The sequence below is a fragment of the Acinetobacter sp. YH12208 genome (assembly GCF_013418055.1).
Lineage (GTDB): Bacteria > Pseudomonadota > Gammaproteobacteria > Pseudomonadales > Moraxellaceae > Acinetobacter > Acinetobacter pseudolwoffii.
This window is the reverse complement of the sequence record NZ_VPCT01000001.1, coordinates 519,553-542,372: the sequence shown is the minus strand read 5'-3', so window position 1 is coordinate 542,372 and position 22,820 is coordinate 519,553. Positions and strand designations below refer to the sequence as shown.

18 protein-coding genes are annotated in these 22,820 nt (G+C 44.4%); 11 read left to right on the top strand and 7 right to left on the bottom strand.

Annotation, left to right across the window (positions count from 1 at the left end; genetic code table 11):
* The 6 genes from FTU95_RS02545 to fdx all read left to right on the top strand — a co-directional run bounded on the left by FTU95_RS02545 (window position 1) and on the right by fdx (window position 4,934).
* Window positions 1-1,218: an IscS subfamily cysteine desulfurase gene (locus FTU95_RS02545; protein WP_180077431.1), complete on the top strand. Its 1,218-nt coding sequence runs from the start codon at window positions 1-3 to the stop codon at window positions 1,216-1,218.
* 107 nt (window positions 1,219-1,325) lie between these two features.
* A complete protein-coding gene (iscU, locus tag FTU95_RS02540; protein WP_005096767.1) occupies window positions 1,326-1,712 on the top strand; it encodes a Fe-S cluster assembly scaffold IscU in 387 nt (128 codons plus the stop codon).
* 34 nt (window positions 1,713-1,746) lie between these two features.
* Complete coding sequence (gene iscA / locus FTU95_RS02535; RefSeq protein ID WP_005096766.1) at window positions 1,747-2,067, top strand: iron-sulfur cluster assembly protein IscA; 321 nt, start codon at window positions 1,747-1,749, stop codon at window positions 2,065-2,067.
* 103 nt (window positions 2,068-2,170) lie between these two features.
* Complete coding sequence (hscB, locus tag FTU95_RS02530) at window positions 2,171-2,686, top strand: Fe-S protein assembly co-chaperone HscB (RefSeq protein WP_100328683.1); 516 nt, start codon at window positions 2,171-2,173, stop codon at window positions 2,684-2,686.
* Window positions 2,687-2,720: 34 nt separating this feature from the next.
* Complete coding sequence (gene hscA, locus FTU95_RS02525) at window positions 2,721-4,580, top strand: Fe-S protein assembly chaperone HscA (RefSeq protein ID WP_180077429.1); 1,860 nt, start codon at window positions 2,721-2,723, stop codon at window positions 4,578-4,580.
* Window positions 4,581-4,595: 15 nt separating this feature from the next.
* Entirely contained in the window at window positions 4,596-4,934 is a 339-nt protein-coding gene (gene fdx, locus FTU95_RS02520) for an ISC system 2Fe-2S type ferredoxin (RefSeq protein ID WP_005171126.1), read from the top strand.
* A gap of 66 nt (window positions 4,935-5,000) precedes the next feature.
* On the opposite strand, the gene FTU95_RS02515 is transcribed toward fdx, so the two are convergent.
* The 5 genes from FTU95_RS02515 to aspA form a co-directional block, all read right to left on the bottom strand.
* On the bottom strand, window positions 5,001-6,491 hold the full coding sequence (locus tag FTU95_RS02515) for an adenylate/guanylate cyclase domain-containing protein (RefSeq protein ID WP_179999929.1): 1,491 nt from the start codon (window positions 6,489-6,491) through the stop codon (window positions 5,001-5,003).
* A 56-nt stretch (window positions 6,492-6,547) separates the two neighbouring features.
* Entirely contained in the window at window positions 6,548-6,982 is a 435-nt protein-coding gene (locus FTU95_RS02510) for an HIT domain-containing protein (RefSeq protein WP_004646760.1), read from the bottom strand.
* 229 nt (window positions 6,983-7,211) lie between these two features.
* Window positions 7,212-10,670, bottom strand: coding sequence for a transcription-repair coupling factor (mfd, locus tag FTU95_RS02505; protein ID WP_179999927.1), 3,459 nt, complete (start codon window positions 10,668-10,670; stop codon window positions 7,212-7,214).
* Between the two features lie 123 nt (window positions 10,671-10,793).
* Complete coding sequence (locus FTU95_RS02500) at window positions 10,794-11,159, bottom strand: hypothetical protein (RefSeq protein ID WP_005171129.1); 366 nt, start codon at window positions 11,157-11,159, stop codon at window positions 10,794-10,796.
* A gap of 130 nt (window positions 11,160-11,289) precedes the next feature.
* On the bottom strand, window positions 11,290-12,732 hold the full coding sequence (aspA, locus tag FTU95_RS02495; protein WP_218944608.1) for an aspartate ammonia-lyase: 1,443 nt from the start codon (window positions 12,730-12,732) through the stop codon (window positions 11,290-11,292).
* A 419-nt stretch (window positions 12,733-13,151) separates the two neighbouring features.
* Here aspA and putP point away from each other — a divergent pair, with 419 nt between their 5' ends.
* Window positions 13,152-14,660: a sodium/proline symporter PutP gene (gene putP / locus FTU95_RS02490; RefSeq protein ID WP_074383168.1), complete on the top strand. Its 1,509-nt coding sequence runs from the start codon at window positions 13,152-13,154 to the stop codon at window positions 14,658-14,660.
* Window positions 14,661-14,737: 77 nt separating this feature from the next.
* On the opposite strand, the gene FTU95_RS02485 is transcribed toward putP, so the two are convergent.
* The gene (locus FTU95_RS02485; RefSeq protein WP_005096755.1) at window positions 14,738-15,232 is read right to left on the bottom strand and encodes an Lrp/AsnC ligand binding domain-containing protein; all 495 of its coding nucleotides are present in this window, start codon (window positions 15,230-15,232) and stop codon (window positions 14,738-14,740) included.
* Window positions 15,233-15,390: 158 nt separating this feature from the next.
* Here FTU95_RS02485 and putA point away from each other — a divergent pair, with 158 nt between their 5' ends.
* The 4 genes from putA (at window position 15,391) to FTU95_RS02465 (ending at window position 21,805) form a co-directional block, all read left to right on the top strand.
* Window positions 15,391-19,104, top strand: coding sequence for a trifunctional transcriptional regulator/proline dehydrogenase/L-glutamate gamma-semialdehyde dehydrogenase (gene putA, locus FTU95_RS02480; RefSeq protein ID WP_373688056.1), 3,714 nt, complete (start codon window positions 15,391-15,393; stop codon window positions 19,102-19,104).
* Between the two features lie 184 nt (window positions 19,105-19,288).
* The gene (trmA, locus tag FTU95_RS02475) at window positions 19,289-20,371 is read left to right on the top strand and encodes a tRNA (uridine(54)-C5)-methyltransferase TrmA (protein WP_005096751.1); all 1,083 of its coding nucleotides are present in this window, start codon (window positions 19,289-19,291) and stop codon (window positions 20,369-20,371) included.
* A gap of 243 nt (window positions 20,372-20,614) precedes the next feature.
* Entirely contained in the window at window positions 20,615-20,839 is a 225-nt protein-coding gene (locus tag FTU95_RS02470) for a hypothetical protein (RefSeq protein WP_005096749.1), read from the top strand.
* A gap of 405 nt (window positions 20,840-21,244) precedes the next feature.
* A complete protein-coding gene (locus FTU95_RS02465) occupies window positions 21,245-21,805 on the top strand; it encodes a lecithin retinol acyltransferase family protein (protein WP_034608524.1) in 561 nt (186 codons plus the stop codon).
* A gap of 82 nt (window positions 21,806-21,887) precedes the next feature.
* On the opposite strand, the gene FTU95_RS02460 is transcribed toward FTU95_RS02465, so the two are convergent.
* A complete protein-coding gene (locus FTU95_RS02460; protein ID WP_005096746.1) occupies window positions 21,888-22,799 on the bottom strand; it encodes a bestrophin family protein in 912 nt (303 codons plus the stop codon).
* Window positions 22,800-22,820: the final 21 nt, after the last annotated feature.

Below are 22,820 nucleotides of genomic sequence, written 5' to 3'. Positions count from 1 at the left end.
ATGAAACGTCCGATTTATCTTGATTATGCAGCTACGACTCCGGTAGATCCTCAGGTTGCTGAACGTATGATGGAATGTTTAACATTCGAAGGTACCTTCGGTAATGCTGCATCTCGTTCACATGCTTATGGCTGGCAAGCAGAAGAAAAAATTGAATATGCACGTGAACAGGTCGCTAATTTAATTAAAGCTGATCCACGTGAAATCGTATGGACTTCAGGTGCAACCGAATCAGACAACCTTGCGCTTAAAGGTGTGGCTCATTTCTATGCATCGAAAGGTAAACATATCATTACCTCTAAAATCGAACACAAGGCAATTTTAGATACGTGCCGTGAGTTAGAGTCTGAAGGTTTTGAGATTACCTATATTGAACCACAGCCGCAAACCGGTTTAATTACTCCGGAAATGGTTCAAGCAGAAATTCGTCCAGATACGATTCTGGTTTCACTGATGATGGTGAACAACGAAATCGGTACGGTTACTGATGTTGCAGCGATTGGTGAAATCACTCGTGCCAACAAAATTTTCTTCCATGTCGATGCAGCACAAGCAGCAGGTAAAGTTGAAATTGATCTTTCAACTTTAAAAGTAGACCTGATGAGCTTCTCTGCGCACAAGATCTACGGCCCTAAAGGTATTGGTGCCCTGTTTGTACGTCGTAGCCCACGTGTACGCCTAAAAGCTGAAATGCATGGTGGCGGTCATGAACGTGGTATGCGTTCAGGTACGCTGGCAACGCATCAAATCGTGGGGATGGGTGAAGCATTCGAACTTGCAGGCAAGAATCTGGAAGCTGAACAAACCCGCTTACGTGTACTTCGCGACAAGCTTTGGAATGGCGTACAAGACCTTGAACAGGTGTTCTTGAATGGTCATCCTACACAAAACGTAGCGAACTACTTGAATATCAGCTTCAACTTTGTTGAAGGTGAATCACTGATGATGGCCTTGAAAGATGCTGCGGTATCTTCAGGTTCAGCATGTACCTCTGCAACACTGGAACCCTCTTATGTACTTCGTGCATTGGGTCTTTCAGACGAGCTTGCACACAGTTCGATCCGCTTCAGCTTTGGTAAATACACCACTGAAGAAGATATCGACCATGTATTGAGTATCACTAAAGCTGCTGTTGAGAAGTTACGTGAACTTTCTCCGCTTTGGGATATGTATAAAGAAGGTATCGACCTTTCTAAAGTTGAATGGGCTGAGCACTAATCTTCATTCTGAGATAGTGACCAATCGGTTGCTATCTCATTGAGAAAAGTTTTTTAACCCCCATATTTAATAATACTAAGGCTGACCCCGAGGTTTGGAGAAGCAACATGGCTTATAGCGAAAAAGTAATTGATCATTACGAAAACCCTCGTAATGTTGGCGTTTTAGATAAAAATGCTGAAAACGTTGGTACGGGTATGGTTGGTGCACCCGCATGTGGTGACGTGATGCGTTTACAGATTCAAGTCAACGATGCAGGCGTAATTGAAGAAGCACGTTTTAAAACCTATGGTTGTGGTTCAGCAATCGCATCAAGTTCTTTGGTGACTGAATGGCTCAAAGGTAAAACTTTGGATCAAGCTCAAGCAATCAAGAATATCGATATTGCAACTGAACTGGCACTTCCACCAGTAAAAGTACACTGCTCTGTTCTTGCAGAAGATGCAATCAAAGCAGCTGTAGAAGACTACCGTAGCAAGAAAGTTAAAGCTTAATTGTTCCACGTTTTGAAATTTTAACGGAGTTTTCATGATCCATTTAACTGAAAATGCTGCAACTCATATCAGCAATTATTTAAAAAATCGCGGTAAGGGTGAAGGCATTCGCGTTGGTGTGAAAACTTCAGGCTGTTCTGGTCTGGCTTATGTACTCGAGTTTGTTGATGAAGTCGATACACATGACCAAGCATTTGAGCAGTTTGGGGTTAAAGTATTCATTGATCCGAAAAGTCTGGTTTATCTTGAAGGTATGGAGATGGACTATGTTAAAAACGGCTTGAACGAAGGCTTTGAATTTAACAACCCCAACAAAAAAGGCGAATGCGGTTGTGGTGAATCCTTCACTGTATAAACCCGGCAGTTATTCTCTTTTGACATTAAAACAGTGTGTTTCACACTGTTTTAATTGCATTTATACAGTTATTTTTGCACATTAATCGCGGACCCCATCTCCCATGAATCATTTTGAGCTGTTCAATCTTCCAGTAGCACTCGATATTGATTTGACAACTTTAAAAACTGAATTTTTAAAGTTACAGCAACAATATCATCCCGATAAAGCTGAAGACAAAGATCAGGCCCTGATTAAATCAAGTGATATCAATCAGGCTTTTAAAGTTTTGTCAGCGGTCGATAGCCGTGCAGCGTATTTATTGTCCCTCAAGAAACAGGATTATCACTTAGATCAATCGATCAGTGATTTTGAATTCTTGCAGGACGCTCTGGAAATTCGTGAACAACTCGACGATGCCACCTCTGCTGAAGATTTAACTTCACTGAAAGTTGAAGTACAGCAATGGATTGACGGTCTGGTTCGTGAGTTTAAAATTGACTATACCGATGAAGACTGGGCTGAAGCACGCGATACAGTGCGTAAACTACGCTTCTTTGTTAAAGTCATGGCAGATATCGACAAGGCGGAAGACCGCTTCCTGGACGATGACAGCTTTGACCTTGATGATGATTTCTAATTTTTAATATTTAACGTGCAAAGGATGTAACACTATGGCTCTCTTGCAAATTGCAGAACCAGGTCAATCAAGTGCACCACATGAACACCGCATTGCGATTGGTATCGATTTAGGCACCACCCACTCTTTGGTTGCCACGGTTCTTTCAGGTAAAGCCAAAGTGCTGAATGACGAACAAGGTCGTGTGCTACTTCCTTCTATCGTGCATTATGCAGAACAGCAGACTCAATATGGTAATGAAGCCGCGCCTTTTATTACCAGCGATCCTAAAAATACCATCGTTTCAGTCAAGCGTTTCATGGGGCGCTCTCAAGCGGATATCAAATTCCAGCATCCTTATGCCTTGGTGGGCGAAGCGAATGAAATGCCGGCTTTTGAAACCGCACAAGGTCGTAAAACTCCGGTTGAAATTTCTGCAGAAATTTTAAAGCAGCTCAAAGATCGTGCTGAAGCAAGTCTGCAAAATCCGGTGAATGGTGCAGTGATTACCGTTCCAGCGTATTTTGATGAAGCACAGCGTCAGGCAACCCGAGATGCTGCCCAGCTTGCCGGTTTGAATGTTTTACGTTTATTGAATGAGCCAACCGCTGCTGCTGTGGCTTATGGCCTCGATCAGGAAAGCAACTTGAGTACAGATCGCAACTATGTGATTTATGACTTGGGTGGCGGTACTTTCGACGTTTCGATTTTGCGTTTTTCGCAAGGCGTGTTTGAAGTGCTTGCGACTGGTGGCCACACTGCCCTCGGTGGTGATGACCTGGACCGTTTAATTTTGAAATGGGCCAAGAAACAGCTAAACATCGAAACTTTAGATGATGCTGAATATGCACATTTTATTGTGGCAGCACGTAAGGCCAAAGAAGCACTTTCAGATGCTGAAACCGTTCAGATTCAATTACTCGATCAAGTATTAACCCTTGACCGTTCAACCTTTGAAGAAATCATTAAAGTTGCTTTGGACAAAACCATCAGCGTATGTAAACGTGTGATGCGTGATGCCAAGCTTGAACTCGATGACATTCAAAATGTGGTTCTGGTGGGTGGCTCAACCCGTTCTTATGCCGTACAAAAAGCAGTTGGTGACGTATTTAGCCAAGAACCGCTGTGCACGATTAACCCGGATGAAGTGGTTGCCATTGGCGCATCGATTACGGCAAACCAACTGATTGGCAACTCGACTGATGGTTCCTTATTACTGGATGTTACCCCACTGTCTTTAGGTTTAGAAACCATGGGCGGACTGGTGGAACGTTTAATTTCACGTAATACTGCGATTCCTGTAGCACGTCGTCAGGAATTCACCACCTATCAAGATGGCCAGACTGCCATGTTGATCCATGTGGTTCAAGGTGAACGTGATCTGGTTGAACATTGTCGTAGTCTGGGTCGTTTTGTCTTGCATGGCATTCCACCAATGACAGCCGGTCAGGCACGTATCGAAGTAACTTTCCAGGTCGATGCTGATGGTTTGTTGATGGTATCTGCCAAAGAAACAACATCTGGCGTGCATGCGCAAATTGATATTAAGCCATCTTATGGCTTATCTGGTGAAGATACCGAGCGCCTGTTGCTTGACGGTTATAAATTTGCCGAGGAAGATAAAAATCTGCGTCATTTGAATGAAACCAAAGTTGAAGCCCAGCGTGAGCTGGAAGCACTGGTTCAGGCACTAAAAGTAGATGCCGCTCTGTTGACTGAAGAGCAACTGGCAGCACTGCAAACTGCACAGGCACAACTTGAAACCGAGCTTCAAGGTTCAGACATCAAAGCGATTGAATCTGCAGTTGAACAGCTTAAAATACATAGTGATGCTTTTGCAGCAGCACGTATGAATCAACATATTGATGCCGCTCTTAAGGGCACTAAACTCGACGACTGGTCAAACTCAAACTAATTTAAGGTAACGACTATGCCACGTATTAAAGTTCTTCCACATGCGCAGATTTGCCCCGAAGGTGCTGAGTTTGAAGTCGAACACAATGCCAACCTGTGCGAAAGCCTGCTCAAAAATGGCATTAAAATCGAACATGCCTGCGATATGTCAGCTGCATGTACGACGTGCCACGTTGTGGTACGTCAAGGCTTCGACAGCCTCGAAGAAATGGATGATGTAGAAGCAGATTTACTGGATCGCGCTTGGGGTCTGGAACCTGATTCGCGTCTTTCTTGTCAGGTCACACTGGTCGATGAAGATCTGGAAATTGAAATTCCAAAATACACCATCAATCATGCTTCGGAAAATCATTAAGATTTTTCTTGAAAGATCATATAAAAAACCACGCTTAGACGTGGTTTTTTATATTTATGAGAATGATTAAATTATTTTGGAGTCTTTGAGTGATTCAAATTCGTCTTGTGGCTGGAGATGCTCAATCACTTCATCTTCAAGTTTAAGCTTGACGATGCCCTGAGAGTTGGTCAATTTCTGCTGAGTTTCAATGCGTTTAATCATTTTTTCCAGTACATGAATCAATTCTGGATATTCAAAGTTTTGTACTTCGTCTAGATTGAGCAGTAAATGAAAGCCTTTATATTCATAGTCGAACCAACGTTGATACTCAACTTTCTGCGATGCATATTTTTCCATTAGCTGCCAGGTTCTTACCGGTGCTTTAATGCCTTTCAAGAAAATTGGTTTCTTCGGCGCACATAAATAATCATTTTTGATCAGATTATGAGTATCTTCTGAAATCAGGATTTCATCCACTTCAGCTGCACTCTGTAAGCGCGCTGCCAAGTTGGCATCTCGTCCTACAATGGTATAGGCCATCCGATGCGTCGCACCATAATTCCCGACGTGGCAATAACCGGTCGAAATACCCATACGGATATGCAGTGGCGGATAACCCATTTTAATCCAGCGCTCACGCAGCAGTTTCATTTGCTGACGCATGGCAATCGCCATTTCCATACAGTTCTTGGCATCCTGCTCTACGCCTTCAGAGTTTGGATCACCAAAGAAAATCAGGATGGCATCCCCCATGAATTTATCAACAGTCGCTTCATAATTTTTGGCGATTTCGGTCATATGCCGCAAATAATCATTGAGCAAGAATGCTAAATCATCTGGAATAAGCGTTTCAGACAGTTCTGTAAAGCCTTGAATATCCGAGAAGAAAATTGTTAACTTTTTACGTTTATATTCAATTTTCGCTTCAGATTCACCTTTCATGATGGATTGCCACAACTGCACAGGCGCATAACGACTCAGCTGATTGGCAAATTCCATATAACGGTTCATCTGTTCAAAATAATGATTTTTCTTCTGGGTCATATATTGCACACGACCACTTTGATAAAAACTTCCGACACCAAAATAGGTAATCAGGCAGATGAAGCCTAAAACCGTCAGTTCACTGCTGGTCGGTTCAAAATAAGTCCCAAAACCAAAGACCAGAATATTGGCCAGATAAAAAACGGTGATCCCGACCAGACTGGCCAGAGAAGCCATCATCAATGAAATTTTATTACTGATTGCGGTATAGAGTATTGCCACCAAACCCAGCAAGGACAATACCAGATCTAGCTGTACTGCGGCTAAAACCACTACAATGACAATAACATCAATCAGAAAAAGAACATTGCGCCGAATACGATAATCATGGCGATAGATTAACCAGCGCGACAGTTTCGAGCTAATCAATAAAATCAGGAATAAAAATACAGGAACAAAGAGCTGATACTGGGTATCCGGTTCAGTGTAATGAAAGACGACCAGAACCAGAGACAGCATGATATAGCCCATCAAGCGATGAAAATATTCAAACTGTTGTGGTTCTTTTTGAATCCAGTCGTCTAATTGCATTCAGTCACTCCCTGAAATCCGCAATCGTTCATAGATCTCGGAATACTTGGGGCTAATCAGTCCATACGCCAGTCAAATGGCATATCGCCTTGACCACGTAGCGCCAGCATGAGTGTTTGACGCATATGTGCTAATACTTCACTGCTATAAGGAACAGCTGGTGTACCCCAAACAGGCTTCGGCCATGCTACATCGTTCTGATAACGAACCACATGATGAAAATGCAATTGCGGAACCATATTGCCCAATGCCGCGACATTCATTTTATCCGCACGGAAAACACGTGCCAGCTGGCTTGATAACCAGCTTGATTCACGTAAAAACTGCTCTTGGTCAGCTTGGCTCAATTCATATAATTCAGAGACACCCGGCACACGTGGAATTAGGATCAGCCAGGGAAATTGCATATCATTCATCAAACGACATGTTGACAAAGGAAAGTCGCCTACAAAAAAAGTATCTTGAGCAAGTTGTGGATGCAAACTAAACATATCTTTATAAATGATGCAAAATTAGAATGATGGCTAATACTAACATATCCAACCGAAGCTGAATATTGAAAGCAATGGGTTTAAAGACAAATTCTCATGATTTGTTGCAAGGCGCATCACGAGAATTTGTTCGAACATTTCATTAAAAAAAGCTGGTTTATCATTCCTGAAAATTTCAATGAAAATGAAATGTATCATGAACTTTCAAACTGATTTAGTCTAAATCAAATTAGCCCACTTCTTTCAATAGACTGTCCAGCAAATCCTGAATAAACTGAATCCGCTTTTGGTAATCTTCCAGCATGACCATGACCTTAAGACGTTGCCCGCCATTCATCCGGAAATAGGTTGGATGTTTCTGCATCATCTGGATAATGGTCATGGCCTGAACCGGGGTATCTGGCGCGAATTCCACATGCCCACCTTGAGCACTAATATCAATTTTGGTGATGCCAAGCTGCTCGGCTTTGAGACGAATCTGATGCACGGCAAAGAGCTGTTTGACCGGTTGTGGCGGTATGCCAAAACGGTCGATCAATTCCATCCGAATATTGTCCAGCTTCTCCTGAGTATCAGTATTACTGATACGCTTATAGAACAACAGACGCTGATGCACATCTCCGAGATAATCATCCGGAATGAGCGCTGGCATATGCAGGGTAATTTCTGCGGTCAATGACAAGGGTGCATCGAAGTTTGGGGTTTTACCTTTTTGAATGGCTTTGGTGGCTTTTTCCAGCATTTCCATATACAGGCTATAACCAATCGCCTGCATTGAACCGCTCTGCTGTTCGCCGAGTAATTCACCTGCCCCGCGAATTTCCAGATCTTCGGTAGCCAGCATAAATCCGGCCCCCAAGGTCGAAGCACGCTGGATCGCATCCAGACGTTTTTCGGCATCGCCTTTTAAGGCTTTTAAAGACGGCACCATTAAATAGGCATAGGCCTGATGATGCGAGCGCCCGACTCGGCCACGCAACTGATGAAGTTGCGCCAGTCCGAGCTTGTCGGCACGTTCAATCAAAATGGTATTGGCATTTGGGACATCAATCCCGGTTTCAATAATGGTCGAACACACCAGAACATTGTATTCCTTGTGATAGAACTGTTGCATCACCTGCTCCAGTTCACGTTCACGCATCTGGCCATGTGCCACAATCACCCGGGCTTCCGGCACCAATGTACGAATATGCGCTGCGGCACGGTCAATCGTATCGACTTCATTGTGCAGGAAATAGACCTGACCACCACGCAGCAATTCACGCAGGATTGCCTCTTTAATGGTGTCATCGGTATGTTCTTGCACAAAGGTTTTCACCGCAAGACGGCGTGCCGGCGGTGTGGCGATAATCGACAGATCACGCATGCCACTAAAGGCCATATTTAGCGTACGCGGAATTGGGGTCGCAGTCAGTGTCAGCATGTCGACATCGGCACGCATGGCCTTAATCCGTTCCTTATCGCGCACCCCGAAACGATGTTCTTCATCGACAATCATCAGGCCAAGATTTTTAAACTGGACATTTTCCTGTAAAATTTTATGCGTACCAATCACGATATCCACTTTGCCTTCAATCAGGTCGTCAATGGTCTTGGTATGTGCTTTGGAAGAACCGAAACGTGACAGCACTTCAATCCGAACTGGCCAATCGGCAAAGCGGTCTTTGAATGAATCATAATGCTGTTGTGCCAGCAAGGTGGTTGGCACCAGAATCGCCACCTGCCGGTTATTCTGTACCGCAACAAATGCAGCACGCATCGCCACTTCCGTTTTACCAAAGCCGACATCACCACAGACCAGTCGATCCATCGGTTTGGCTTGTTGCATGTCATGCAGCGTGGCTTCAATCGCATTGGCCTGATCCAGTGTTTCTTCATAGGCAAAGCCACTGGCAAACTGCATATACAGACTTTGATCAATTTCAAAACTGATGCCGGGTTTAGAGACACGGCGTGCCTGAATATGCAGCAACTCGGCCGCAACATCATGAATCTGTTCCAGCGCTTTATGTTTGGCTTTATTCCATGCATCTGTCCCGAGCTTATGCAATGGTGCCAGATCCGGATCACCACCGCTATATCGGCTGATTAAATGCAGATTGGTCACCGGCACATAGACTTTGGCGGCATCCGCATAATCCAGCTGCAAGAATTCATGATCCTGATCATCAATACTTAAAGTGACCAGACCGGCATAACGCCCAACTCCATAATCAATATGCACCACAGGCGCGCCCATGGTCAGTTCAGTCAGACTGCGAATCAGAAATTCTTCTGAAACTTCCTGCTGACGTTTACGGCGGCGTTGTACCACGCGATGTTCATACAGCTGGTTTTCAGAAATGATGCTGACACGATCGGTCAGCACCAGACCACGCTCTAATGGCGCATTGGTAATCGCAATCGCATACAGGGAGGTGATAAAACTCTCAAAGTTATCAACCGTCGGAATATCACCCAGACTTGGTCGTAACGCATCTTTTAAGCTTTCACGGCGTCCGGCACTCTCGGCCACCAGCAGCACCGGATGATTGGCCTGATCGATATATTTTTTGACTTCAATAAATGGTTTTTCACGTTTTGGATCGACAGGCAGACGTGGTGGCAACTGGGTATCGAGGTTCAATACGCCGGCTTTTTGGTCAAAAGGCGTTTGGGCGGCAATAATACGCGCAAATTGATTCAGCTGCTCCAGAACCTGATTGGTCTGAAAGAACAGGCTGTCTGGGGGTAGGATCGGCTGATCAACATTGTGACGGCGATCTTCATAACGGCGCACCACATCTTGCCAGAATTGGGTCAAACTCTCGTCTAAAGCCCGATCTGTAATGACAATGCCATTCTTTGGTAAGTACGAAATAAGTGAGCTTTGGTCTTGCATGGCCTCAGCACTGAAAAACAGCGGTAAATAAAACTCGATTCCCGGTGAAACAATGCCCTCCATCACATCCAGATAGATCGGGTTTTTCTTTGGATTGGCAGTTGAGAAAAATTCGGCATAACGGTCACGGAAGGTGGCACGGCCTTCCTTGAGTGGAAATTCCTGTGCCGGCAATACGGTAAACTGTTGCAAACTTTGTGTGGTGCGCTGAGTTTCGGAATCGAAAAATTTCAGGCTTTCAATTTCATCATCAAACAGGTCAATCCGAATCGGTGCTTCCTGCCCCGAGGCATAAATATCCATGATACTGCCGCGTACCGCAAACTCACCCGGATCATAAACCGTATCGACCAGATGATAACCGGCCTGAATCAGCTTTTTCTTCTGTTGTTCCAGATCGAATTTCTGTCCGACGTGAATATCAAAATGTTCACCCAAAATCCATGAAGTCGGTGCGATACGCTGTGCCAAGGTTGAGGCAGAAAGTAACAGCACGCCAGTTTTTGGCATATTGGATAAAATCGCCAGACGTTCCGAGACAATATCCTGGTGCGGAGACAGGCGGTCATAAGGCAAAATTTCCCAATCTGGAAAAATCGTGGGTTTAATCCCATAAAATTCCAGTTCACTTTCCAGTTGACCCAAATGCTGGTTATTGCGTGCAATCACAATAAATAAACGCGATTGCTGCTGCACGATTTCTTTGAGCAACAATGCCGTCGAGGAACCTTGCAGATTGCCTAACCAGCGTTTCTCGCCTGCTTTGAGTTGTGGTAAATTGAGTTGGGAAATTTCTTGTTGGAACATGGATATAGCTTTAAAGTCTAAATAACCTGAGGCTTATACTAGCACGATGATCTCAGGATATTTTGTTATTTTTATGCAGTCTTGCCACATCCATACGCTTCGATTTCAAGCCACTTTTAACACTTATTTTTTCTCTCGCAGAAAGTTACGATAATAATCATTTAACTTCTTGAGGATCATTTTAAATTGCAGCAGGTTCTCTTCGGTATTTCCCAAAGTCACATTAAAACGCTGATGGGCAATTTCCAGATCAATCTTTTCATTGATCAGCATCGCGGTGTCGTATAAAGCTTTTAAATCATCAAACTGTTTTAGACGGCGATTGGACAAATATTCTAAGCGTGCGGCCAGTTCCTGATTTAAGTCAATGCCATCCACGATATAACCTGTGCCTTCGACATGCTGGATATTCTGCTCGTCTAAATATAACTGTGCAGCAGTCGGTTTATTAGTTTTAAATAATGCACTGATTTTATCAAACATCGCCATTTACCCAGCCAAATAAAGTTCAGACCCTAGTCTAGATGAAAATGCCTCAAATCCACATATCGAACTTGAGGCAAATTGTCAAAATCACAACAATCAGTTGAGTTGAGCTGTTTCAAGACAATTTATGCTATCAAGAAACCTGTTCGAGCTGACTCTCTACTACAGGTATTTCAGACACCAGATTTTCAAATGCAAAGATTTCTTCTAATTGTGTTTCGCTTAATAAACCGAGTTCCAATACCACTTGCGGCACGGTTTTATTTTCACGCATACATTGTTTACCAATTTCATCACATTTGGCATGCCCCAGAATCGGCTCAAGTAAGGTCACAATCCCGACACTGCGCATGACCGAACTTAAACAGATTTCTTCATTGGCCTGAATGCCAGCAATACATTTCTGATTCAGGGTTTGCATGCCTTGAGTCAACAATTGAATCGACTCATTCATGGTCAGGGCAATCACAGGTTCCATCACATTCAGTTGTAACTGCCCAGCTTCCGCTGCCATAGTAATGGTCAAATCATTACCGATGACCCGGAAGGCAATCTGATTGACCACTTCCGGAATCACAGGATTGATTTTTGCCGGCATAATTGATGAGCCTGCTTGCAATTCCGGTAAGCGAATTTCAGCCAGACCTGTACGTGGTCCCGAGCTAAGCAAGCGCAAGTCATTACAGATTTTGGACAGTTTCACTGCCAGGCGTTTTAAACTGCTCGACAAGATAATAAAGACACCACAATCACTGGTGGCCTCCACATAATCTTCTGCACCTTTTAAAGGCAGCCCCGTCAGGTGCGCCAAAGTTTCGACGACTCGCGTCGCATAACCTGGCGGCGTGTTTACCCCAGTCCCGATCGCTGTTGCACCTAAATTGACTTCCAGCAATAACTGGCGCATCTGCTCAATCAGTTTTAAATCTTCCTTTAATAAAGTCGCAAAAGCCCGGAATTCCTGCTCCATGGTCATCGGGACGGCATCTTGCAACTGGGTACGCCCCATCTTGATCACATACTGAAATTCGGCTGCCTTCGTATATAAACAGTCAATCAGTGCTTTCAGCACTGCCAATAATTCATTCAGGCTGCTATAAGTTGCCAAACGTAAAGCGGTTGGATAGACATCATTGGTCGATTGCGAAGTATTCACATGATCATTCGGATGCAGGATGTGATACTCACCTTTATGATGCCCCAAGATCTCTAAGGCGATATTGGCAATGACTTCATTGGCATTCATATTAATTGACGTACCAGCACCGCCCTGATAAGGATCAAGTGGAAAGGCCGCTTGCCAGTTTTCAGGATGCTGAATCAATTCATTACAGGCTTTTTGAATAGCAGTACTCGTCTGCTCGGATATTTTTTGAAAATGCAGGTTGGTCTGTGCCGAAGCTTTTTTGACCTGAGCCAATGCACGAATAAAATGTGATTGTTGCCCTATAGCCAATCCTGAAATCTGGAAATTTTCGATGGCACGTAAAGTGTGAATCCCATAATAGCTGTGTAATGGGATCTGTTTTTCCCCCAATAAGTCACGTTCAATGCGGGTCGGTTCGATTTGCAGCATATTGTCCACTAAAAAACACCTTGGCGATGCACCGTATTTGGTGTGGTCTCAATATGAGCAAACAAATACAGAGCGAATAGGAGGACTTTAACCTAAATTTGCTACGATTTATTACCAATACAGTAAAGCTGTGAGTTTTGTAAGATCATGTAAATAAAAAGCTAAAATTTAAATCTTTTAATCGCTTATCCTGAATTAGCTTGTTTTGCCTCAATCCAATACTTTATCTCTCGCTGTTAAGTGGCTTAACTTTCCTTAAGTTCCATCTAGTTAAATTGGTATTTACAATAAACATACATAAAAGCTGTGTAAATGTTACAGAGTGTAATTTTTAAACCGTGCTTGAATCACTGCCTTGTGATCTCCGTACAAAAAATCATCTGGAACGATGGTTTCCATATTTACAGGATGCCCTGCCTATGACTTATTTAAATCCGACCCTGATTACCTTCATGTTTTATATTATCGCCATGATTGCAATCGGTTTATATGCTTACCGTGCAACCTCCAATTTTGATGAATATATTTTAGGTGGACGTAGTCTGGGCAGTGTCGTTACAGCTCTTTCCGCAGGTGCATCAGATATGAGTGGCTGGCTGCTGATGGGTCTTCCGGGCGCAATTTACCTGTCTGGCCTGTCAGAAGCCTGGATTGCCATCGGCCTGATTATCGGAGCGTGGCTAAACTGGTTACTGGTGGCAGGTCGTCTACGGGCGCATACCGAATACCAGAATAATGCCCTGACCCTGCCAGATTATTTCACCAGCCGTTTTTCCGACCGCAAACGCATTTTACGGGTCTTGTCTGCCTTGGTGATTCTGGTGTTCTTTGCAATTTATTGTGCCTCGGGCATGGTCGCAGGTGCACGCCTGTTTGAAAGCCTGTTCGGCTGGAATTACACCACGGCGCTTATCATCGGTGCGATGGCGACAATTTTATATGTGTGTATTGGTGGTTTTCTGGCAATCAGCTGGACGGATACTTTTCAGGCCGGTTTGATGATCTTCGCACTGTTGCTGACCCCGATCATTACCTTCCTGGCCTTGGGTGACAATAGCCAGCAAGTGAGTGTCATCCTTGAATCTGCCCGTCCACATGCGTCCAGTATGCTTGAAGGCTTAAGCGTGGTGGCGATTATTTCCAGTCTGGCCTGGGGTTTGGGTTATTTTGGTCAACCACATATTTTAGTGCGCTTCATGGCAGCAGATTCAGTGAAGACCATTCCTGCTGCACGCCGTATTGGCATGACCTGGATGATTCTGTGTCTGGGCGGCGCAGTGGCAGCTGGTTATATCGGGATTGCCTATTTCACCGTTAATCCAGCATTCGCCTCGGTGGTGAACCAGAACCCTGAAACCGTGTTTATGGAATTGACTAAAATCCTGTTTAATCCATGGATCGCTGGCATCGTACTTGCAGCTATTCTGGCCGCGATTATGAGCACCTTGAGCTGTCAGCTTCTGGTCTGTTCAACCACCCTGACTGAAGATTTATACAAGAGCTTCCTGCGCAAAAATGCCTCGCAAAAAGAACTGATCTGGGTCGGTCGTGCTATGGTTTTAGTAATTGCGTTAATTGCGATTGCCTTGGCGATTAATCCGAACAGCAAGGTTTTAGGTCTGGTGGCTTATGCCTGGGCAGGCTTTGGTGCAGCATTTGGCCCGCTGATTATCTTGTCGCTATTCTGGAAGCGTATGACCCTCAACGGCGCGATTGTCGGCATGCTGGTCGGTGCGGTGACGGTAATCGTCTGGAAAAACTATATGGGTGATACCGGCCTGTACGAGATTATTCCCGGTTTTATTCTGGCTACCCTGAGTATCGTGATTGTCAGCTTAGTGGATAAGGCACCGAGTGATGATGTGGTACATCGTTTTGAAATGGCCAAAGCTGAATATCAAAAAGAAATGGCTGAAATGAAAAAATAGTCTGGATATTCAATACAATAAAAGGGACTTTCGAGTCCCTTTTGTGTTTTTTAGATTAGTCGTTAATACGCTACAAATTATTTAGATTTTCCCGGTATTTTTAGATGGATCTGCTGACTTTCTTTAATCACCTCCATCACCGGATAACTGCGTGTTTCCTTGATCCCAGGCAGTTGCCACAAGATTTGCCCGGAAATTTTACGGAATTCATCCATATTGGCGCAGCGGATTTTTACCACGAAATCAAAACCGCCACTGATCATATGACATTCAATAATTTCTGGAATCTGCCGGACTGCATGGGAAAACTCATCTAAAACATTCGGTGTGGTTTTATCCAGTAAAATCTCTACAAAAACCACAAAAGCGTTATTGAGCAGATTTGGATTCAGACGGGCTTCGTAGCCCAGAATATAGCCTTCTTTGCTCAGTTTCTGCACCCGCGCCAGTGCCGCGGTCGGCGATAAATTTACCAGTTCAGCCAGTTTAATATTGGATAATTTGGCATCGGATTGTAATAAACTCAGGATACGAATATCTATACGGTCTAGGCTTAAATAAGGAGGCTGCATTAGAATTATCCTCTAAAAAATGTAAAAACTATAGTGAGATATTCGTCAAATATTCTGTGATTATAGATTAAAACTCGTTAGCCCCGCTAGATCTGATTGCAGCAGTACAGGATGTCACTATGCCGACCACACTAAGCCCCACCTATGGTTCAGATGCCATGAAGCAGCCAAATTATATCGCCGAATTCAAAGATAAAAATGAGTACGAACAACGTATCAACACTGCATGGCGCCGTGCGGAAACTGAATGCGTCGAAGAACTCTTGCTGCATAGTGAAATTTCCTCCGAACTCAGCAACAAGATTCAAGCGCTTGCCTTTGATCTGGCGCATTCCTTGCGTGAACGTAAAAATTCAGGCGGTAAAGCGGGCATCGTACAAGGATTGTTACAGGAATTTTCCCTATCTTCTCAGGAAGGCATTGCCCTGATGTGTCTGGCCGAAGCCTTGCTGCGTATTCCAGACAAAGCCACGCGTGACCTGCTGATCCGCGACAAGATCAATCAGGGCAACTGGAAAGAACATCTCGGTCAAAGCCAGCTGATGTTTGTCAATGCCGCAGCCTGGGGCTTGATGCTGACGGGTAAATTAATGGAAACCCCACAGCAAAAAAGCCTGTCCAGTTTATTAACCGGCATGTTGGCGCGCAGTGGTCGCGGCATTATCCGTAAGGCTGTCGATGTTGCCATGCGCATGATGGGCGAACAGTTTGTGACGGGTGAAACCATTGATGAGGCGCTGAAAAATGCAGAACGTCTGGAAGAAAAAGGCTTTCGTTATTCCTATGACATGCTTGGTGAAGCAGCACTGACCGATCCGGATGCGGAACGCTATTATCAGGATTATCAGCAAGCGATTCATGCCATCGGGCAAGCCTCGCAGGATAAAGACGTTTATGATGGCCCGGGCATTTCCATCAAACTCTCTGCCCTGCATCCGCGTTATCAGCGTTCGCAAATGGATCGAGTGCATGATGAGCTCTATGCAAAAGTACTGAAACTCGCGGTCTTGGCCAAGCAATACAATATTGGTTTAAATATCGATGCTGAAGAAAGCGATCGCCTTGAGATTTCGCTAGAATTATTAGAACGTCTGTGTTTTGAACCACAATTGCAGGACTGGAAAGGTATTGGCTTTGTGATTCAGGCTTATCAGAAACGCTGCTTCTATGTCGTGGATTACATCATTGATCTGGCAAAACGCAGCCAGAAACGCCTGATGATTCGTCTGGTCAAAGGCGCATATTGGGACAGCGAAATAAAGAAAGCCCAAATTGATGGAATGTCGGATTATCCGGTATTTACCCGTAAGGTGCATACCGATCTGTCTTATATCGCCTGTGCGCGTAAGCTGTTGGCTGAGCCAGATTATATCTACCCGCAATTTGCCACACACAATGCACAAACGGTAGCGACGATCTATCAACTGGCGCAACCTGAGCAGTATTATGCCGGCCAATACGAGTTCCAATGTCTGCATGGCATGGGCGAACCGCTGTATGAAAATGTCGTGGGCGATCCATCGAAAAATAAACTGGGTGTACCCTGCCGGATCTATGCGCCAGTCGGCAATCATGAAACGTTACTGGCTTATCTGGTGCGCCGTTTACTGGAAAATGGTGCTAATACTTCATTCGTAAACCGGATTGCCGACAAAACCCTGAAACTTGAAGATTTAATTGAAAATCCACGCCAGACCATTTTAAAAGCGGCTCAACAGGAAGGCGTGATCGGTGCCAAGCATCCGCATATTCCTTATCCGCAAGATCTGTATGGCACACGTATTAACTCATCGGGTCTGGATCTCGCCAATGATGCAGAGCTGAGCGCCTTAAATGAAGTCGCTGCCAGCCTGAAAAACACACAATTTCAGGCAGCAGCCATGGGAACGGCATTTACAGGGACCGACACAAGTAACGCAGTGCAAATCATCAATCCGGCACAACATCAGGATGTAGTCGGTACAGTCTATGAAGCGACTCAGGAACAGGCTGAAATTGCCTTAACGCAAGCTGTCAATGCACAAGGTTTCTGGGCCAATTTGCCAAAAAATGAGCGAGCAGCCTGCCTGAATAAAGCCGCGGATCTGATGGAACAGCGTTTGCTGACACTGATGGTGATTCTGTCCCGTGAAGCTGGCAAAACCTATGCCAATGCCATTGCCGAGGTCCGGGAGGCGGTAGATTTCTTGCGCTACTATGCCGGTCAAGTCATGGATCTGCCTGATAATGTACAGATTCAGCCTTTGGGAAGCGTGCTGTGTATCAGTCCATGGAATTTCCCACTGGCCATTTTTACTGGTCAGATTTCAGCAGCACTGGTTGCCGGCAACACGGTAATTGCCAAACCGGCTGAACAGACCCCATTGATTGCCGCACAAGCGGTGCAGATTCTATGGGAAGCAGGTATTCCACAAGATGTGTTGCAACTGTTGCCTGGTCGTGGTGAAACGATCGGTGCGCAACTCAGTGCGGATTCACGCATTCAGGGCATCATGTTTACCGGCTCGACTGAAGTGGCGCATATTCTGCAAAAAACCGTGGCAACACGTCTGAACCAGTTTGGTGAGAGTGTCACCCTGATTGCCGAAACCGGTGGTCAAAATGCCATGATCGTGGACTCATCCGCCCTGACCGAACAGGTGGTACTGGATGTGGTCAGTTCTGCCTATGACAGTGCCGGTCAGCGCTGTTCTGCTCTGCGTGTGCTTTGTGTGCAGGAGGATAATCTTGATGCGGTACGCACTATGCTGAAAGGTGCCATGCAGCAATTACGTGTGGGCAATCCGGTCTTGCTGGCCACGGATATTGGCCCGGTTATTGATGCAGAAGCCCAGCAAAATATTCAGAAGCATATTGAACAGATGCGCAGCAAAGGTCATAAAGTTCATCAACTGATGTTTAATCCTGATCATACTGAACTCATGCCGGGAACCTTTATTCCACCGATCCTGATTGAACTGCCGAATCTGGATGATCTTGAGCGTGAAGTCTTTGGCCCGGTGCTGCATTTAATCAGCTATAAATATGGCGAACTGGAGCAGTTATTAGCGCAGATCAATGGCAAAGGCTATGGTCTGACCATGGGCTTACATACCCGTATTGATGAAACCATCCAGACTGTGGTGGCTCAGGCCGAAGTCGGGAATCTATATATCAACCGTAATATTGTCGGTGCCGTGGTCGGGGTACAGCCCTTTGGCGGTGAAGGCCTGTCCGGAACGGGTCCCAAAGCAGGCGGACCATTGTATCTGTACCGTTTAATGCATCAGGTTTCCGAGAAGAAACTTACTGCGCCCTATGCGGTGAAATCGGGTCAGGCTCCGGTGGAAAATGAACTGCTGCAGGCATTCAAAGCCTGGGCGTTGCAAACCTTCCCCCATCTAAGTTTACACCCAGCATATCCGATTGCTACCGGCCAAAGTTTTGTCTTGCAAGGCCCAACCGGCGAGGAAAACCAGTACATGATCTTGCCACGTGAAAGTGTGCTGTCTTTGGCACAGACGGATCAAGACCAGATTCAGCAAATTCTGGCGATTTTATCGGTTGGCAGTCGTCCTGCGGTACTGGCTGACAATACTTTTATTCTGAAATATTTACCAACGATGCCAGCCGCTGTCAGCAAGCAATTTAAAGTGGTCCGGGATATTGAAACAGGTGCATTTGATGCTGTACTGCAGCATGGCGATTCTTCTGAGCTGATTAATTTGCAGAAACGCATTGCAGCCCGTAAAGGTGCAATTGTAGGCATCACCCATCTTCGTCCGGGAGATTATAATATTCCGGTCGAGCGTTTTGTGATTGAGCGCGCGATCAGTATCAATACGGCGGCGGCCGGTGGCAATGCCAGCTTGATGACGATGAGTCATCTCTAAATTAATCGAATCATCTTGTCATTTTTCTGTTCATGATTTCCTCTTTACGGCCAAATTTTTCTCCTCAGAGGGTTTGGTCTTTTTTATGCAGTTTTTAAAGCCGCTCAGCCACAATAGGCTTAGGCAGATCAGCAATTATTTGCTACCATTTGCGCTTTAAAATATTTGCGACTTCTTACTGCATATGACTTCATCTTATCAGCAACAACTCGATGCCAAAATTGAACGCATCAGCGCTCAGTTTGCCGAATATCAACCACCTGCCCTCGAAGTATTCCAGTCTCCTGAAAAATATTTCCGCATGCGTGCTGAATTTCGGATCTGGCATACTGAGGATGACATGTTCTATGCCATGTTCGAGCGCAATGAAGATCAACAGAAAAAAGTCATCCGCATTGATGAATTTCCGGTTGCAGACCTCAGTATCAATCAGTTGATGCCTAAATTACTGCAAGCGCTCAAAGCAGATCCAGTATTATCGACACGTCTGTTTGAAGTACATTTTCTGGCGACCTTAAGTGGTCAGGTTCTGGTTTCTCTGATTTATCATCGTAAATTGGATGAAAGCTGGGAACCGGCAGCCAAAGCACTGGCAGAACAGTTAAATATCAAGTTAATTGGCCGCAGCCGTGGACAGAAGTTTGTCCTGTCTGATGAATATGTGGTGGAAGAACTTTCTGTTTTTGATCGTACCTATCAATACAAACAGATCGAAAGCAGCTTTACCCAGCCGAATGCCCAAGTCTGCCAAAACATGCTGGAATGGGCATGTGATGCGGCAGAGCAATCTGATCAAGATTTGCTGGAATTATATTGTGGTAATGGTAACTTTACCCTGCCACTCTCGACCAAGTTCCGCCGTGTTCTGGCAACCGAGTTAGCCAAATCTTCAGTCTATGCGGCTGAGTGGAATATTGAGCAAAACCAGATTGAGAACATTCAGGTCGCGCGTCTTTCTGCAGAAGAGTTCACCCAAGCTTACAACGGCGAGCGTGTGTTCCGCCGCCTGCAAGAAGCCAATATTGATCTTGCGACTTATGACTTTGATACGGTATTTGTCGATCCACCGCGTGCCGGTATTGATGATGAAACGCTTAAACTATTACAGCGCTTCCAACGCATTATTTACATTTCTTGCAATCCAGACACATTGCATGACAATCTGAAACAGTTGTCTCAAACCCATAAAATCAGCAAATTCGCTATGTTTGATCAATTTCCATATACACACCATGTAGAAACGGGCGTATTGTTAGAAAGAAGATAAAGAATTTGTTTCAATTTATTTTCTTGTTACAAAAAAGGAGTTTTTCGAAATTCCTTTTTTTATATCTTAAATCATTAACTTAATAACAAATTATCATTTGTAAAGCTAAAAATATCGTTAGCTCTTTGAGCTTCAATCGGAAATTTTAAAGACCAACTGCTGCTTTTATCACATAGGTCCTATTGCTTTATTTATTTAATTGGCTATATTTCACTCTATGTTAGGTTGTTGTATGAAGGCTCTATGAGTTTTTGGCAAAAGTTGTTTTCTGTGGAACAACACAATGAACACAAGAATCAGATTGCTTGTGTAGAAAATGATTGCTCTTTCAAGACAAATGAACAGCTTCTTGAAGCTTTGTCTAAAGCAACTGATGAAGAGATCATCATCGGAATCAAAAAGGTTCTTGTATCACGCGGCTATAGTCGTAAGGAACTGAATGAACTTCAACACTTGCCCTTGCAGTAATCGGCAAAGGCTCTAGCCTGATCAAAAAAAGCACTTGTGTAACCAGGTGCTTTTTTTTATATCTGTCGCTTTAATTACATTGAAGAAGAACCAAACTTAGAGAGTTCAATTGTATAAATCCGACTACACAACCTTCTGCCTTCTATTGAGTAATTGGTAATAAATCTGAACACTTCTTCCTCTCACTTTTTCTGATTTTATTGAAATGTAAAAGTTAGCTTAGGCTATTTATGGGTGTTGCTGAACAGATGTTCATCTGAATTCTGCCATACAGGTGATCAAGTCACTTGCTGCATACGCCTATTGCTTGTCTGCCTAAACTCAAGCAAAGCGTCGATTAATTTAGCAAAAGGCAGTACACTTGCTATTAAACTACAATGCTTTTTTAAATGGCTTAATTCTGATATGCAACAGACTAAACGGTTTCCCATAGGAGCACATCTTATGGTTAAACATTTCGGTTATACCCATCATGGGATATACGCTGGACGTGGTCGTGTTATTCATTATTCGGGCTTTGCACATTTATTTAAGAAACGCCCCATTGAAATAACCTCTATTGAAAAATTCAGTCATGGCAAAGCGATTCATGTGCAACATTATGACTCGGCGAAATATAAAGGCCGTAAAGTTGTGCGTCGCATGCGTTCCAGAATGCATGAAAATAATTATCATTTAATTATCAATAATTGCGAACATCTGTGTACTTGGGCGATTACTGGCGTAGAAAGCAGCCCGCAAGTGATCTATATGATGAATCGCCTGACCACGATTGGTTATATCAGCTCGATGATGAGCTTCATGAACAGCATGTTCCTGACCCTGACCACGACGAGTTTTGCCTTGGCCTTGTACATCAAGAAGAAGCTTAGAGATAAAGCCAATCTGCGTTTGCAACAATACCGTGAATTGCAAGATCAGGCTAAAACGAAAGTGTCAGACCTGACTAATCTTAAACATCGTTAATTTAAAGCTCAGCCTGCCGATGATTTTTTGTTAGTAAGAAATTTTGAGTTCGGGTTTAAACTTTGATATTAAAAGGAACAGATCAGGTTAAATAACCTTTTTTGGCCTGAATCGCTTCAGGTAAACCTTTACCCAAAGAGCTTAAGGTTTCCCGTTCTACCAGTCGTACCATTGAATCGAGTGGCAGATCATTATCCTGTAGCCCAAAAGGCTCTTCTAGCTCAGCACTGAGCTCATCTAGGCCTAAGAGCATATAAGCAATCAACCCGACCAGAATCGGCGTCCACAGGCCCAGATTGGCCTGCAAACTAAAAGGTAAAATAAAACAGAACGAATACACTGCACGATGTAACAGTACCGAATAAGAAAATGGCAATGGCGTCGACAGTATCCGGTCACAACCGGCCTGAATATTGCCCAAGGCCACAGTATGCTGATTCAAATTGTTATAAATAATATCGCTGATGTTGCCCTGCTTATATTGCTGAACCAACTCCTTTTGCATCTGTTCCAGCACCCATTGTGAAGGATTGATTTGCACGAGCAACTGATCGAATGCCATATTTTCAAAATGCGTGGTTGTTTGGTAATGCTGAATACTTTGTACTTGCTGTCTGAGCCGGTCACGCAACAGATGGCTAAACAGCATCATGCGATATAACAAGACCTCGCGGGTCTGATCATCCAGCACATGGCTGTCCCGGCATAAATGACGTGTGGTGGCGATTAGCGCTCCCCAGAGCTTGCGCCCTTCCCACCAGCGCTCATAACATGCCGTATTTCTAAAGCTGAGAAAGATCGAAAGAATCACACCAAAAATGGTAAAGCCGATTGCGGGTACGGCAGGAAGATTCACAAAATGTGCCTGACTCAAATAGACCAGTAGGCCGGAAATAAAGACCACCAAGACTAAAGCCGGCAATACCTTAGGCAAAATTGTGCCCTGCCAGGCAAACAGTAAACCGATACTATTGTTTTTATCACGCACAATCATGGCATTTTCCCTGCTGTATTG

Coding starts and splice junctions, on each gene's coding strand:
- FTU95_RS02545 (WP_180077431.1), top strand. CDS start 1: ATGAAACGTCCGATTTATCTTGATTATGCAGCTACGACTCCGGTAGAT.
- iscU (WP_005096767.1), top strand. CDS start 1,326: ATGGCTTATAGCGAAAAAGTAATTGATCATTACGAAAACCCTCGTAAT.
- iscA (WP_005096766.1), top strand. CDS start 1,747: ATGATCCATTTAACTGAAAATGCTGCAACTCATATCAGCAATTATTTA.
- hscB (WP_100328683.1), top strand. CDS start 2,171: ATGAATCATTTTGAGCTGTTCAATCTTCCAGTAGCACTCGATATTGAT.
- hscA (WP_180077429.1), top strand. CDS start 2,721: ATGGCTCTCTTGCAAATTGCAGAACCAGGTCAATCAAGTGCACCACAT.
- fdx (WP_005171126.1), top strand. CDS start 4,596: ATGCCACGTATTAAAGTTCTTCCACATGCGCAGATTTGCCCCGAAGGT.
- FTU95_RS02515 (WP_179999929.1), bottom strand. CDS start 6,491: ATGCAATTAGACGACTGGATTCAAAAAGAACCACAACAGTTTGAATAT.
- FTU95_RS02510 (WP_004646760.1), bottom strand. CDS start 6,982: ATGTTTAGTTTGCATCCACAACTTGCTCAAGATACTTTTTTTGTAGGC.
- mfd (WP_179999927.1), bottom strand. CDS start 10,670: ATGTTCCAACAAGAAATTTCCCAACTCAATTTACCACAACTCAAAGCA.
- FTU95_RS02500 (WP_005171129.1), bottom strand. CDS start 11,159: ATGGCGATGTTTGATAAAATCAGTGCATTATTTAAAACTAATAAACCG.
- aspA (WP_218944608.1), bottom strand. CDS start 12,732: ATGCTGCAAATCGAACCGACCCGCATTGAACGTGACTTATTGGGGGAA.
- putP (WP_074383168.1), top strand. CDS start 13,152: ATGACTTATTTAAATCCGACCCTGATTACCTTCATGTTTTATATTATC.
- FTU95_RS02485 (WP_005096755.1), bottom strand. CDS start 15,232: ATGCAGCCTCCTTATTTAAGCCTAGACCGTATAGATATTCGTATCCTG.
- putA (WP_373688056.1), top strand. CDS start 15,391: ATGAAGCAGCCAAATTATATCGCCGAATTCAAAGATAAAAATGAGTAC.
- trmA (WP_005096751.1), top strand. CDS start 19,289: ATGACTTCATCTTATCAGCAACAACTCGATGCCAAAATTGAACGCATC.
- FTU95_RS02470 (WP_005096749.1), top strand. CDS start 20,615: ATGAGTTTTTGGCAAAAGTTGTTTTCTGTGGAACAACACAATGAACAC.
- FTU95_RS02465 (WP_034608524.1), top strand. CDS start 21,245: ATGCAACAGACTAAACGGTTTCCCATAGGAGCACATCTTATGGTTAAA.
- FTU95_RS02460 (WP_005096746.1), bottom strand. CDS start 22,799: ATGATTGTGCGTGATAAAAACAATAGTATCGGTTTACTGTTTGCCTGG.